The 14,439-nt window shown below is 57.5% G+C and carries 13 protein-coding genes; 2 read left to right on the top strand and 11 right to left on the bottom strand.

All coding sequences use genetic code 11. The features are described from left to right. Positions 1-28: 28 nt before the first annotated feature. From steA to Q0X47_RS00755, 6 genes are all read right to left on the bottom strand, one after another. Complete coding sequence (gene steA / locus Q0X47_RS00780; RefSeq protein WP_297721594.1) at positions 29-1,207, bottom strand: putative cytokinetic ring protein SteA; 1,179 nt, start codon at positions 1,205-1,207, stop codon at positions 29-31. After that, complete coding sequence (recN, locus tag Q0X47_RS00775; protein ID WP_297721592.1) at positions 1,204-2,922, bottom strand: DNA repair protein RecN; 1,719 nt, start codon at positions 2,920-2,922, stop codon at positions 1,204-1,206. Before recN ends, steA begins: the two co-directional genes overlap by 4 nt. Beyond that, positions 2,922-3,734 (bottom strand): NAD kinase, encoded by an 813-nt coding sequence (locus Q0X47_RS00770; RefSeq protein ID WP_297721881.1) that lies wholly within the window; start codon positions 3,732-3,734, stop codon positions 2,922-2,924. The genes recN and Q0X47_RS00770 overlap by 1 nt, the downstream gene beginning before the upstream one ends. A 267-nt stretch (positions 3,735-4,001) precedes the next feature. Further along, a complete protein-coding gene (locus Q0X47_RS00765) occupies positions 4,002-4,850 on the bottom strand; it encodes a TlyA family RNA methyltransferase (protein ID WP_297721589.1) in 849 nt (282 codons plus the stop codon). Further along, the gene (locus Q0X47_RS00760; RefSeq protein ID WP_297721586.1) at positions 4,843-5,028 is read right to left on the bottom strand and encodes a thioredoxin; all 186 of its coding nucleotides are present in this window, start codon (positions 5,026-5,028) and stop codon (positions 4,843-4,845) included. The genes Q0X47_RS00765 and Q0X47_RS00760 overlap by 8 nt, the downstream gene beginning before the upstream one ends. Further along, a complete protein-coding gene (locus Q0X47_RS00755) occupies positions 5,018-6,997 on the bottom strand; it encodes an HAD hydrolase-like protein (protein ID WP_367178270.1) in 1,980 nt (659 codons plus the stop codon). The genes Q0X47_RS00760 and Q0X47_RS00755 overlap by 11 nt, the downstream gene beginning before the upstream one ends. A gap of 663 nt (positions 6,998-7,660) precedes the next feature. Between Q0X47_RS00755 and Q0X47_RS00750 the strand changes: the two genes are divergently transcribed. Together Q0X47_RS00750 and Q0X47_RS00745 are read left to right on the top strand one after the other, a co-directional pair. Continuing rightward, the gene (locus Q0X47_RS00750; protein ID WP_297721578.1) at positions 7,661-8,254 is read left to right on the top strand and encodes a ribonuclease H; all 594 of its coding nucleotides are present in this window, start codon (positions 7,661-7,663) and stop codon (positions 8,252-8,254) included. A gap of 59 nt (positions 8,255-8,313) precedes the next feature. Further along, positions 8,314-9,024: a hypothetical protein gene (locus tag Q0X47_RS00745; protein ID WP_297721576.1), complete on the top strand. Its 711-nt coding sequence runs from the start codon at positions 8,314-8,316 to the stop codon at positions 9,022-9,024. Here the strand turns inward: Q0X47_RS00745 and Q0X47_RS00740 are convergent. The 5 genes from Q0X47_RS00740 to Q0X47_RS00720 all read right to left on the bottom strand — a co-directional run. Beyond that, positions 9,021-9,986 (bottom strand): acetylxylan esterase, encoded by a 966-nt coding sequence (locus Q0X47_RS00740; RefSeq protein WP_367178269.1) that lies wholly within the window; start codon positions 9,984-9,986, stop codon positions 9,021-9,023. The genes Q0X47_RS00745 and Q0X47_RS00740 overlap by 4 nt on opposite strands. A 252-nt stretch (positions 9,987-10,238) precedes the next feature. Beyond that, positions 10,239-11,198, bottom strand: coding sequence for a carbamate kinase (locus Q0X47_RS00735; protein ID WP_297721570.1), 960 nt, complete (start codon positions 11,196-11,198; stop codon positions 10,239-10,241). A gap of 2 nt (positions 11,199-11,200) precedes the next feature. Continuing rightward, positions 11,201-12,202 (bottom strand): ornithine carbamoyltransferase, encoded by a 1,002-nt coding sequence (gene argF / locus Q0X47_RS00730; protein WP_297721567.1) that lies wholly within the window; start codon positions 12,200-12,202, stop codon positions 11,201-11,203. Between the two features lie 192 nt (positions 12,203-12,394). After that, positions 12,395-13,648 carry an arginine deiminase gene (locus Q0X47_RS00725; protein WP_297721564.1) on the bottom strand — a complete coding sequence of 418 codons (1,254 nt, stop codon included), beginning with the start codon at positions 13,646-13,648 and terminating at the stop codon, positions 12,395-12,397. Positions 13,649-13,888: 240 nt separating this feature from the next. Continuing rightward, a partial coding sequence (locus Q0X47_RS00720; protein WP_297721561.1) for an amino acid permease occupies positions 13,889-14,439 on the bottom strand: 551 nt, incomplete at its 5' end.

The following is a 14,439-nucleotide window of genomic DNA, read 5'->3' as shown; positions in this document are numbered from 1 at the left end:
TTCCAATCTAACTTTCACAAATTCGACTTTAACCAATCAAGCCCCTCAGGCCGTGCCACCAAGCATCCATATTCGCAGCTACCAGCCCCAAGAAAGTCTGTCCGCCGGTGGTTGAACCCAGCGCCGCCAGCATCGCCAGCAGACCGGCCACAACCAACAAGCCCATCTGCCAGTTCGTAATCCGGGGACGATAAAGTTTGGAAACGCCCTTGGCATCGATGAGTTTGCTGCCGACTTTCAAGCGGGTCAGGAAGGTGGAGGACATTCCGGCACGCCCCTTGTCCAAGAATTCCACCAGGGTGGCGTGCGTGCCCAAGGCTACGATGAGTTCCGCGCCTTTCTCGTCAGATAAAAGCATCGTGATGTCCTCGGAAGTGCCGGCGGCGGGAAACACCACGTGGTCCACCCCGAGTTCCTGCACTCTGGCCAAGCCGGGGGCTTTCCCGTTGGGATAGGCGTGCACCACAATTTCCGCCCCGCAAGTCAGTGCCTTATCAGTCACGGAATCCATATCGCCCACCACCAGGTCGGGCTTCAAACCGTTCTCTAACAGCGCATCCGCTCCGCCATCCACTCCAATCAGAATGGGACGATACTCGCGAATGTAGGGTTTGAGCATCTGCAGGTCTTCTTTGTAGTTGTAGCCGCGCACCACCATCAGAACCTGGCGGCCGGTAAAGTTCGTCCGTAAATCCGGCACACCCACGGAATCAAGAATCAAATCCCGTTCTTTCTTTAGGTATTCCATGGTGTTGGCGGTAAAAGCCTCAATCTGGACGCCCAGGGAGGCCTTCGCCGCCTCCATATTGGCGGCGTTCGTTTCCTCGGTTTGCCGCACCCCTTCCGCAACGAGTTTCCCGCCACAGAATACCTGGTTGTCCCGGATTTCGACCCGTTGGCCCTCTTTCAGACTCATAATGTCGGAGCCCAAATCATCGATAAGGGGAATTCCCGCCTCGATGAGGACTTTCGGTCCTTGATTCGGGTAGCGTCCAGAGGTGGACTTCTCCGCGTTCAGCACCGCGGCGGGTTCGATTGCTTTCAGCGACTCAGCCGCAACCCAGTCCAAATCCTGGTGCGAAATAACGGCGACTTCCCCAGAGCCCAGTCGTTTTGTCAGGTTCTTGGTACGCGTATCGATGCGCACCAGACCGCCCAGACTGGCTCCTGTCTTTTGATTACGTTTTCGGCCAAACACTGCCATCATGACTCCGATTGTCCCACACGAGCCAGTTCGATTAACTCATCGGCGTGCGCAAGCGCCGTTTTTGTGAGCTTCGTACCGGAAATCATCCGCGCTAGCTCCTCGCGTCGTGATTCCTGATCCAAAACTGTAATCTGGCTCTGTCCGCCGCTCTTCGTAATCTGCACTTGGCGGTCTCCAAACGCCGCGACCTGCGCCAGGTGGGTCACCACGATGACCTGGTATTCCTGAGCCAGACGCGCCAGCCGCCGCCCGACCTCAATGCCGGCTTGCCCGCCAATCCCCGCATCGACTTCGTCGAACACGAAAGTGCGGCGCGCCCCCGTGCTTTCATTCTGGACGGGCTGACCGGTTTGGGATAACTGGGAACCGCCGCCGGCCAAGGTCACTTCCAGAGCCAGCATGATACGGGAAAGTTCCCCGCCAGAGGCTGTGCTGGATAATGCCAACACCGGGGCTTTCGGGTGGGGGCGCAGCATGAACTCAATACGGTCGGCTCCGTGGGCGCCCGGTTCCCGTTCGCGAACCTCCACGGTGACCCGCGTATCTTTCATATCCAGACCCACCAGTTCCGCATTAATCGCCTTGCTGAGCGCACGCGCTGTCTTTTCGCGGGCCTCGTGCAGTTTTGCCCCCGCCTGTTTCACGGCCTGCGCCGCGGATTCCATCGCTAGGCGCAGTTGCTCTAAATGCTCCGTGCCTCCCTGCAATCCCTGCAGCTCGGTGACAGTTTCCAGCCAAGCCGTGCCCAAATTTTCCGGTTCCACTCCCAAGCGCAAACTCAAATCGGTAAACGTCGCCCGCCGACTTAACGCCTCCTGCAACGCCTCCGGGTCAGCATTCAAATCTTGCAGATATATCCCCAGCTCGCGAGCCGCATCATCGAGAGCATAACCGGCTCCGCTCACGCTTTGCGCGACCTCTTGCAAACTCGGATCCTCTTCCGCTGCCCGCTGTAGAGCCCGGGTGGCCACGGCTACCAAATCGGTGGCGGCCGGGGTGGAATCCGCTTCAATGGCTTCCTGTGCTGCCGCGACGTTTTCACGCAAACTTTCCACGTTGGACAGTTTCGCTACGCTGGCGCTAAGGTCCGTAAATTCGCCGTCCTCGGGCCGGAGACTGTCGAACTCTTCACAAAACCGTTCCAGCACTTCACGGCGGTGTTCGCGCTTTTCAGTGCTGGTTTCCCACTCAGTAAAAGCCTTTTGGGCGAGGCTCAAATCCTCCCAGTCCTCAAGGTATTGTTCCAAAGCACGCTGATGGGCAGCGTCTCCATAAGCGTCCAAAGCCTCGCGTTGAGCCCGCTCGGTACGCAACCTTCCCTGCGCGGCTTGGCCGTGAACCGACACCAAGCTAGCACCGAACTCCCCCAAAATAGCGGCAGGAACCGTGCGTCCCCCCAGGTGAGCCTTGGAACGAGAATCTAGGGGCACCACTCTTGAGACCTCAGCAACACCGTCCTCAACCACGCCACCGGCTTCTTCCACGACAGCCCCGGCCACGCCATCCACCAGGAAACTACCCTCCACCACGGCCTTCTGAGCGCCGTGGGAAACCAGTGCGGGCTCGACTTTTGCACCCAGCAGCCAGTCCAGCGAAGTCAGCAGCATGGTTTTGCCGGCTCCGGTCTCGCCGGTAATGACGGTAAACCCCGGACCAAAATCCAGGGCAACAGAGCTAATCGTCCCTAAATTTTCAATCCGCAGTGATTCCAGCATTAGCGACCTCGCCACCCTTCTACGGGCAAGCCAAACTTTTTCACCAACCGGGCCGAGAACGGCAGGGACACCAACCGTGCCAGTTGCATATCGGTGGCGGACTTGGTAACCCGAATGGATGAACCCAGCGGCGCGGGCAAAATACGTCTCCCATCAGCCCAGACTTCGCAGTCCTGCACCTGTTGAGGCAGAACTTGTATCTCTAGTACCGACGACGGCCCCAGCACCAGGGAGCGAGTAAACAAGCCGTGGGCAGCCAGCGGGGACAGCACCAAGGCTTGGACATCGGGCCACACCACCGGGCCGCCGACCGAAAAGTTATAGGCGGTAGACCCGGTGGGGGTCGACACAATCAAACCGTCCGCGCCGTACTCGGAAACCGCTTCCCCATCGACACCAAAAGCCAAAAGGGCGGGGTGGCCTTTATCGGTGCTCAGCACCGCAATGTCATTCGCGGCCCATTCTGATTCCACTGAACCATCGGGGTGACGCACTTCCACGTCAATACACATTCGTCGTTCCACCTGATAGTCGCCACGCACCACGCGCTCACACAGCTCGCCAAGTTCTTCCTCCTCCGCTTCGGCGAGGAATCCGACGTGCCCCAAATTCACTCCGATGACCGGAACGCCTTGATGATGGGCGATATTAGCGGCCTCCAGAATGGTTCCGTCCCCGCCTAGCACAATTATGAGGTCGATTGGTTCCGAACTCGTGCGGTCCACCACGGTGATTCCGGCATTCTCCAGGTATCCGCGCACACTCGCCGCCGCCGCAATAGCGGGCTCGCGGTAATGGTGGTGGAACACCATAATCGTTCGTTTTTTACTCACCGCATTGGGCCTTTCTTGCATATTTCTGGACTAGCTGCGGGCTGGGAGGTTGATATTCACAAGTGGGTGTGGCCTCGCTGGCTCCGCAGCAATCCGCGTATCCCCCCAAATCCTGACACGTATTGTCCCAATTTTGCGGCTGTTCCGGCGTCTCGCCCCCCGGATTGCCCCGAACTTCCTGTTCCATAACTTTCCCTTCTGTTCACTTAATTTTCTCACACCACCACGTCAATGTGCCCCCGACGTCTATGGCTGAGGCCCTCTGGCAATAGCTTCCCCAACGGCGGTTTCCAACGGTTCCCCCTCCAGGTCTAGCAGGTTTCGCTGCCGCGCCGCAGACTGCGCGGTGAGGTAGAGGAAGTATTCAACATTCCCGCTGGGACCGGCCAGTCCGGCAGGAGCTACGTTCAGTACCGCCAATCCGGCCTCGTGAGCCTGGCGCGCAACGTTCTTGACAGTCTCACCGCGATCGTCCGGATCCCTGACCACACCCCCGCGTCCCAAATTGTCACGACCGATTTCAAACTGGGGTTTCACCATCAGCAGGTACTGTGCCTGCGGGTTGGCGGCACGTTGCAGCGCCGGCAGAACCAAACCGAGTGAGATAAAGGACAAATCCCCGACGACCAGGTCTGCGGGCGGGTCGATGAGGGCGGGATCCAGCGTGCGCACATTGGTTCGTTCGAGATTCACGACCCGACTGTCGCTGCGTAAACTCCACGCCAGTTGGCCATACCCCACATCGACCGCGAACACTTTGGCGGCACCGCGGCGCAGTAACACGTCGGTGAATCCCCCCGTGGAGGCACCCGCGTCAAGACACACCGCTCCCGCTATCACCGGAGTTGATGGTCCATAAAGTTCCAGATAGTCCAGCGCCCCCAGCAATTTGTGAGCGCCTCTAGACGCATAGTGGACTGTTTCGGGGTCACGCAGCACGATAGCCGAGCTCAACTCCACCTGTCGGGCGGGTTTCAGGGCCTCCTGACCGTCTACCAGCACCTGACCGGCGGTAATCATCTGAGCCGCTTGGGTACGGCTGGGGGCCAGGTGGCGACGCACCAGCTCCGTGTCCAACCTTGCGCGTTTAACCATGATTCGCTGACAGCGCCTCGTTCCCGTTTAAGACCGTCTGCAGGTCGGCGGCTACCTTTTGCAGCAGTTCCAACTGTGATTCCAGGGGTGCCTCATGGGCGGCTTCTATTTCTTCCCGGTAATCATGCAGGTCTTGAGCGTTCAACGCGGCAGGCGTGGGAATCCGATTATTCGTCATCTTCCGTCTCCTGTTCAACGACCAGTTCGGTATCGTTGCGCTCAGGATCGGCTTCGTCTCGGTCTAGGTCGTCCCCCTCGCCATAGTCGCGTTCGACTTCACGTACCACGCTAAACTCGGGGCAATCCACCCGATTGCCCTGTTCTCTGGCATACCATACGGCTGCCAGGATGGCGCGAAACTCCCCTAGGGACACTACCGTGCCGTCCTCGCTCAACACCCCCAGACCGCGGACTTCAATATCGTGGCCGTTGACGCGAGCCCGCGTGTTTTCGGTGTACCACCAGCCGCGATTGCGCAGTTCCGGGCGTTCAATCGGGACCGTCAGGTCGGACAAATCCAACCCCACAAAAGTGGGCCTTTGGGCTGGCGGGGCCATCACCAGATCGCGCGGCCGCGTGAGTCCGGTCAGCACCACGCAAGACGCCACTTGGGCATTGTTTGCCCCAACGATATCGGTAGCCAACTGGTCGCCGATGGCCAGCGCGTGTCGCTTCAAAATCCGGTGTTTACGTTCCGCCGCTTTGACCCGGTCGAACTCTTTTTCTTTCGCCAAGTCGGCTTCGCTGAGAACCACGGGTTCACTATCCGGATCCTCTTTCGCTTCACGAGCCTGCCTGGCTTGCTCTCGCGCGGCCGCCGCGGCTTCTTCGTTGGCTTTGACTTCCGCGGCGATTTCCTCATTGTCCATCAGGTAGTCCTGACAACGGTTAATCGCTAAATCGTAGATGGAGGTTTCCGGTTTACCGCACACGATCGGTTCGCTCTTGGTGGCCCGGCGCACCGCTTCCACCAGGGAACCGTTGCCGATACCGCGGCCTTTTTCGGTTGGCAGTGCGTAATCCATGTTCGTGGCCACCCACTTGGCTCCATTCGCGATGGCATAGCAGGCCTCGGACAGTTCAGCCCAGCCCACGTCAAACCCGAGCCCTTGCAAAACCCCGGCAGGTTCCTGGTCAGCCGTGGACACGACTTCAAAGCCCACCGCCTGTACGGCTTGCGGTACGCCCTCGCCGCCCACGCACAGCACTTTCGACCCCGGTTCCAGCAGTTCGCTGAGTTTCGCGGCTCCATCTTGAGCTGAGGTCACGATGTCATCGGGTTCAGCTTCGACCCCAGCTGCAGCCAATTTCGCCACCACGTCCTGAGGTACGCGCGCCGCATTATTGGTCAGGAACACGAACTTTCCGCCCAATTCGCGCCCTGCAGAAATACTTGGCCCCACCCCGTCTACCGGCTGTGACCCGTTCCAGGTCACCCCGTCCAAATCGGTGAGCAGCAGCGGGTAGAGCTGAGCCAGCGGCACATTCGCCCCTTGCAGCGTGGTCGGGTTAGCCTGCTGTTCGGCTTCTTCAGCTTCTTGAATATCCAGGATTTCGACATCCTCCGGCTCCCGCGGAATGAGTGCCTGCGCGGCGTCGGCTTCCTCATCCCGTCCCAGCTCGCGCAGCCGGTCAGCCTTCACGCTGAGCAACCGTCCGTATTCAAAACTCTCTGAATCGGGATCCACCTGGGCCAAAGCGGCTTCAATAACAGCCAGTCCGGTCTCGTACTCACCCAAATCCGCCCGTGCGGAGGACTCCACCAGAGCGAGTTCAAAATGTTCCGTTCGGTCCAGATCCCCTGGCTTCACAGCTTTAATGATTTCCAACGCTTTTTCGGGACGACCCAGACCGCGTTCTGAATCCGCTTCCACCGATTTCAACACTTCGACGCCGCTCATCCGCCGGGCAGTTTTCACTTCACGCAGCGCTTCGCTGTACTTGCCACAGGCATAGGCGGTCAAAGCGACAGCTTCGCGAACCACGTCGATACGCCAAGCCATCTTCAGGGCTGCCCGGGCATATTCATAAGCGAGTTCGGGCTGAGTGTCGAACAGTTCCGCGGACATGACCAAGTGGCGAGCCACGTTTTCCGCGGTTTCTTTCGGCAGCGGACTGAGCCGGGACCAAGCCTCTTTATCCAACATATCCCAAGTAATCGAGGCGGGGATTTCCAGGTAACGGGAACGTCCCGTAGTACCGTGACCGCGCTTGCCGGACCCGGTGTGGCTGCGGTTGTACCCACGGTCGTCGTAGCGGGATCGTTGTGAGCCTTGAGAACGGAATCCCGAACGTCCCGAGTCGCGTCGCTCCCCACCGCGTTCGAAGTTGCGTTTGCCGCCGCGTTCGTCACGCCGCCAGTCATCACGTCCGGCACGTCCCCCCCGGTCGTCACGCCGCCAGCCGTCACGGTCATTATCGCGTCGAGGACGCCCCGAGTAGCCGCCGCGTTTGCCGCCGCGATCCTCTCGGCCGTACTTGCCGCCTGACTTATACCCGCCTTTACGGTCGCCTTTGAAACCCCCGCGATCTTTATGTTTGTTATCTCGTTTGTCGCCGCGTAACCCGCGGCCCCCCTCTGCGTCATCGCGAGACTCACCTTTGCGCTCGCGCCAATTTTCGTTTGGTTCCTCTGCCAAGTTTTCCCAAGGGCGAGGATTGTCTGAATCTGTCACTGTTATTGTCCTTTGCAATCGTTCCACTATTCTGTTTTCACCATTAAGTCTACACGTACCCAGAGTGCTTAAAATCCTCAGTATGTTAGGCGGCGGACTAGTCTCGGTGTCGTTTTCAAACCGTTTCCCCCTAAAATGGAAAGCATGGAAATCACAGTGGCGGCGGACGGCTCGGCCTTGGGCAACCCCGGACCAGCCGGGTGGGCGTGGTACGTTGATGAAAATTGTTGGGCGGCAGGAGGCTGGAGCGAGTCCACGAACAACCGCGGCGAACTGATGGCAGTGGTGGATTTCTTGGAACGAACCGCTGGCATCACCAACCTAACCATTCATTTCTTGTGCGATTCTCAATATGTCATCAACTCGGTAACCAAGTGGATGCCGGGATGGAAACGCCGGGGTTGGCGCAAGGCTGACGGCAAAGCAGTGTTGAACGATGACCTGATGAAACGTTTAGATCAGGGTCTGGCAGGGCGAGCGGTGGACTTCCATTGGGTGAAAGGCCACGCCGGACACACCCTGAACGAGAAGGTCGACCAGCTGGCTCGTGGGGCCGCCACCGCCTATCAACAGGGGCTTTCCCCCCGTACCGGCCCCGGTTTAAGCCCTGAACTGCGCAGCTTAGCCCCCCACCCTCAGTTCGCGGCGAACACGGCTCCCCTCAGCACGACTGCGCCCACCGCACCGCCAGATACTCGAGACGCAGGCATACAGGAAACCTTGTTCTAACCGTCCCCCGAAAAACTGTCCTCCGCGAAAAATCAGGCTCGCCGCGATAGATTGGTTAAATGCAGAAACTACCCCGAGATACCGACGCCCTGCTCAATGCCGCTTTAAGCCTGCCGGAACGGCACATCGACCGGACTATTGCCCGGCTGCTCGATAAACATCCGGGCATTTCTACCCCCGCGCTGATGAATCTGGTGACGCGACGCTACGTGCGGGTGTCCCAAACGGCTTCCGCAGGAGTGGGGGCGGGAGCCGCGGTCCCCGGCTCCGGGCTGGCTCTTGGGGCTGCTCTGACCGGGGTAGAACTGAGCGTATTTGCCGCCAACACAGCGCTTTACGTGTTGACGATGGCACGACTTTCGGGCGTTCCCACCCAAAACCTAGAGGCTCGCAAAACTTTGGTTCTCTCGGCAATACTTGGGGATGAAGCCAGCAAGCTGGTATATGACCAGGCCGGATTCGGCATCTGGAACTGGGCGCGTGCTCAAGTTGCCGATAATGCTTCCGCGACCCTGAGTTCGGTCAATAAGGCCTTGGCACAGTTCGCCGGGAAAAAGATTTCTAAAAAACTTTCGGGACACGTTGTGGGGCGTTTTATCCCCCTGGGTATCGGCGGCGCTATCGGGTTTTTCTCGGGGCGCAAACTCGCCCTGGACACAGTCAAGGGGGTCAATGCTCAGATTGCCTTGCTGGCAAGCCCGCAATCGGGTCCCGATTGGCGTCCTCCACTCGCTGCGCACACCCCGGACTGGGACGCAATAGAACGTTAGTGAAACTGCTCCAGCCAGGCGTGTTGCTTTAACAGGTGGTGCAGGTTGGGGTCGTCGTGTTCGTTAAAGGGATACACTTCCATGCGTTTGTCCCCGCTCCACTCGTTGAAAATTGAGTAGGTGCAGGCGGGAGGCACGTACTCATCACTGAGCGACACTGAGAAATAGGCCGGATGAACGGCTTGTCGCGCGAAATTGACGGCATCAAAGTACGCCAGGGTGGTTTCAACCTGGTCGTATCGGTCCGGGTAGGCTCGCAGATAACGCTGCACTTCCCGATAGGGCATGTGGTCATTGTGACTGACCCCATAGAGTACGTTGCCCAGAGCCAAATCCGACAGTACCGCCCTCACCCCCTCGTGCCGCGCCCCGACGCAGGCCGCCAAGGTTCCGCCCTGGGACGCTCCAGCCACAAAAATTCGCGTCGGGTCGATAAAGTTTAAGGTCAACGCGGTGTCAATAGCCCGGTAGGCGTCAGTGATGAGGCGGCGAAAGTAATAGGTTTCGCGGTTTTCAACGCCCAGTGTAAAGAATCCGAAAGCGTGCGGAGGGGCGGGGTGCGGATCGGGAGTGGCTCCCCCGGTGCCGCAGTCTCCGCCTTGACCGCGGCTGTCCATAATGAGATGCACGTAACCGGCAGAAGGCCAGAACATGCGTTCTCCGGGTACCCCGCGTCCTACCCCGTAGCCGAGGTATTCTACGATGAGGGGTTGGTTCTCGCGTTTGGTAAATCCGGGTGCACCCGTCAGCCAGCCTTTGATGTTTTCGCCGGCAAATCCGGGGAAGGTCACATCGTAAAATTCGAGGGTTTCTATCGGGCTATCGACCCTCTGCAGCTGAGCGAGCGCTGGAATCTGACGAGATTCCTGCAGTGTCTCGCTCCAGAAACTCACGAAATCTGCGGGTATCTGGACCTGCGGTGAAAACTTTTCCAGTTCGTTTCGTTCCATATCGGCTCGCATTGTCCTCCCCGTGGATGCCGGATGCCTTTTTGACCCAATTCCATTATGCTCTCTGCTGAACCCACTGAAACAAATCCTAAACCAGTTCAACTTCGGTCCACGCTAGCAGTACGGGCTCAGGACACGTTGATTCATACCGTTAAATGCGATTCGCGGGGAAGCTCCTCGCTTCCCCGCGAACACATCATCTACAGAATGCCGGAATACGTTAAATGAACGTAGTCCCGGGGCAATAGAGCTACCGCTCTACATTTACAATTTCTTGTAGCTGTGCTGGCTGATGTCATCAGGACCACCATAGTTCCCACCTGGGGTAATGATGGTGCCGGATTCGCCCGCGATAATCTTTTGAGCATCGCTGAGCTGCCCAATCGCGGCGACATCGCCGGTCAGCTCCACGAAACGGCAGGCTGCCTCCACCTTCGGCCCCATAGAGCCAGCGGGGAAACCGCCCGCGCGCATCGCAGCGGGACTAGCACGATGAATTTCCTTCTGCTCAGGAGTACCAAACTTCTCCATCACAGCGGGCACATCGGTCAGAATCATCAAGAAATCTGCATCCAGATGCTCTGCCAGGGTCGCGGCGGTCAGATCCTTATCAATCACAGCCTCGACACCCTGCAGTTTGCCCTTCTCGTTGCGAATGACAGGGATACCGCCACCGCCCGCGCAAACCACCACAGCACCAACATCGAGCATCCGGCGAATCAAACGAGTCTCCACCACACGCTGCGGCCGAGGAGACCCGACAACCCGACGGAAATACTCCCCGTCAGCCTTCATCACCCAGCCACGAGACTTAGCCAACTCGTCAGCTTCTTCCTTGTTATAAACCTGACCCACAAACTTGGTCGGATTATCAAACGCAGGATCTCCAGCCAAAACCAGAGTCTGGTTCACAAAAGAAGCCACCTGACGTCCCGGGAGGTTATTCTGCAAGGACTGCAACAGCCAGTAGCCAATCATGCCCTGGGTCTGTGCACCCAAAGTATCAAAGGCATAGGGCTGGGTCAGGTTCGGATCGTTAGCTGACTGCAGAGCCAACACGCCAACCTGGGGACCATTACCGTGGGTAATAACCACTTCATGTTCTTCCGCCAAGGGAGCAAGTTGCTGCACCGCCAACTCAACGTTAGCAATCTGCGTGGCGGAATCTGGTTTTTCTCCGCGTCGCAGCAGGGCGTTGCCGCCCAAAGCAATAACTATACGCATATCTACTTTTCTCCTAGCGTCGCCACCATAACGGCCTTAATCGTGTGCATCCGGTTTTCCGCTTGGTCAAACACCGCAGAACACTCGCCGTTAAAGACGTCGTCGGTCACTTCCATACCGTCCAGGCCGTACTTCTGGTAGATGTCTTCGCCAACGGTCGTGTGGCGGTCGTGGAAAGACGGCAAGCAGTGCAGGAACTTGGTGTTCGGATTACCAGTCTTGGCCATCAGTTCAGCGTTCACCTGGTAGGGCTTCAGCAGCTTGATGCGTTCATCCCAAACTTCCTTCGGCTCGCCCATGGAAACCCAAATATCCGTGTAGACGAAGTCCACGCCCTTGACGCCTTCATCAACGCTCTCGGTGTGCAGAATCTTGGCACCGGTCTGCTTGGCGATTTCCTCGGCCTTGGCGATAATCTCCGAGGAGTTCCACAGTTCCTTAGGCGCCACAATCCGCACGTCCATTCCCAGCATCGCGCCGGAAATCAACAGAGAGTTCGCCATGTTGAAGCGAGAGTCGCCAACATAAGCAAAAGAAATCTCGTTGTAAGGCTTGCCGCTCTGCTCGTGCATGGTCAGCATGTCACACAGCATCTGGGTGGGGTGCCATTGATCGGTCAAGCCGTTCCACACCGGCACGCCGGACATTTCAGCCAGGACGTCCACTTTGTGCTGGGAGTCACCGCGGTATTCGATACCGTCGTAGAAACGACCCAGGACGCGCGCGGTATCTTCGATAGATTCCTTGTGGCCCATCTGCGAACCAGACGGATCCAGATAAGTTACATGAGCGCCCTGATCATAGGCGGCAACCTCAAAAGAGCAGCGGGTACGGGTCGAAGTCTTTTCGAAAATCAGAGCAATGTTCTTGTTCTTCAGGTACTGAACTTCGCGACCTTCTTTCTTCGCGGCTTTCAGTTCAGCAGCCAGCTCAAGCAGCTCCAGCCACTCGGCAGGAGTAAAGTCGAGTTCTTTCAAAAAGTGACGACCGTGAAAATCAGTCATGGGTTTTCCTTTCAAATTGGTGTTTTCTTGATGATTGGTAATGTGCGGAGAACATCTCTCCGAATTTCTGGCCGGTGTCGCACCGAAAAAGGTTACGGCTGCCGGCCAGAAAAAACATACCCCTCCGGGCTGCCTCGTTGATAACCTCCGAGGCAGCCCGGAGGGGAAACTTAAAACCGCTTACGAGTGGCTCTACTTGTAGAGCGGATCGCGAGCAATCGGGCAGCTCATGCAGCGAGAACCACCGCGGCCACGGCCGAGTTCGGCGCCGTCAATCTCGAGCACCTCGATACCAGCATTGCGCAGGTTCTTGTTGGTCTCGATGTTGGAGCGGTAGCCCATCACGACGCCCGGAGCAATAGCCAGGGTGTTGTTCGCGTCGTTCCACTGTTCGCGTTCGACGTTGAAGTAGTCGCCGCCGGTGGGGCAGACATGGAACTTCACGCCCAGCGCCTCGTTCAAGGTGTCGACTAGTTTCGTGCCGTCCCGACGGATATCAATGCCGCTGGGCTTAGACTCGTCCGGACGCAACGAGAAGGTCCAGGTATTGTCCACGTAAGGCAGGTAAGCGTTCACGACGTCTTCGGAGCAGAACGTAAAGATGGTATCCAGGTGCATTGCTGCACGAGTCCGCGGAATACGCGCCACGATGACGCGCTCAGCAGCCTTCTTGGCGAACATTTCCTTGGCCAGCTCCGTAGTGGCGTTCAGCGAGGTACGCTCGCCCATGCCGACCAGCAGCACTCCGTCCTTCAGAGGCATCACGTCGCCACCTTCGATGAAGGTGTTGGGGTGCCACTTCTTGTCGGGATCAGCGCCGAACCAGATGTTGAAGTCCTCGTTAGCGAAACGCGGGTGGTACTGGTAAATAGCGTGGGTCAGGAGGGTCTCCTGACGGCGGGCCTGCCAGTACATCGGGTTCAGGGACACACCATTGAACACCCAAGCGGAGTTGTCACGAGTGAACTGGGTATTGGGCAGCGGATTGAAAATCCAGTCGTGCCGGTTGTAACCGTCAGGGGTCACAGCCTTCTTGTACACGCCACCGACTTCATCGGGAATCTCGTCGAGGTTGATACCGCCGATGAGGTAACGAGCCAGTTCCTTGGAGTCCATTTCCGTGAAGTAATCACGGAAGTCCTTGGCAACAATGGGGTTGACCATGTCGTCGGCGACACGGCGGTCGAGTACAAACTTGCGGGCTTCTTTGTTATCCAAAACTTCACCCAGCATAACCTGCATATCGAGCACTTCGATGTCGCGGGCCTTCATCTGAGCCACGAAGTCATCGTGGTGCTTCTGTGCTTCTTCAACCCACAAGACATCATCGAATAGCAGGTCCGAGCAGTTTTCGGGAGTTAGTCGCTTATGAGCCAAATCAGGCCTGCAAACCATCACAGTACGCAGAACCCCTGCCTCAGAGTAAACGCCAACTTTGTTGTTCATATTGATTCCTTCCTAACGTAATCGTTATTTTGGTACGCACACTGTTCACCAAAGGGCGTGAGGACTTCATAGTCATCAATACAAGTGTACGAACCGAGCCGAGAGGACCCCTTTGGCCCTCAGGCTGTGTGCATATGAAGTTATTATTCATGAGACTTTCTTTGGCGATGGCTCGATTCGGTCGGGTGGCCTCACCGGGCCATCGCCAAAGAAAACGCAAGATTCAATTGTCGGTGGTCTTTACAGACCGTTCCAGAACATAGCGCTGATGAAGTCACCCTTGAATACGATGACCCAGATAATCAGCAGTACCGTGAAGGCTATGGCCACGCCCAGGAAAATCTTGTCTTTACCCTGGAAAGCCGGCTGGTCAGGATACTGTTCCTTACGCCCCAGGTAATAGAGTGGGGAACCAATCAACCACAGCAAACCGTTGAGGAACAGCAGCCCAATGCCGCCAGCCCACAGCAACCAGGCTGTGTAGACGGTAGCGATGATACCAACGCACATCCGGTAGCCTTTCGATGCTTTCACACCTTCCGCTTCGTTGCGTCCATGCGAGGTCTGAATGACCTGGTAGACGGCGGAAATGATGTAGCAAGGAATAATCAGCGAAGCCGCGATGGTAATCAAGTCGGTGTAGCTCGAGGAGAAGCCCAAAATCATGATGACGTAGACGATAGAAGACACAATGTTGGTCACCCACAGCGAAACTGTCGGGGAACCTTTCTTGTTTGTCTTGCCAAAGGCCGCCATGATGTTGTGGTCAGCTGCCGGCACGAACAGAATCT

This window comes from uncultured Mobiluncus sp., assembly GCF_947254095.1.
Lineage (GTDB): Bacteria > Actinomycetota > Actinomycetes > Actinomycetales > Actinomycetaceae > Mobiluncus.
Note: the sequence above shows the minus strand (reverse complement) of the source record. Positions and strands in the feature narration are given on the sequence as shown.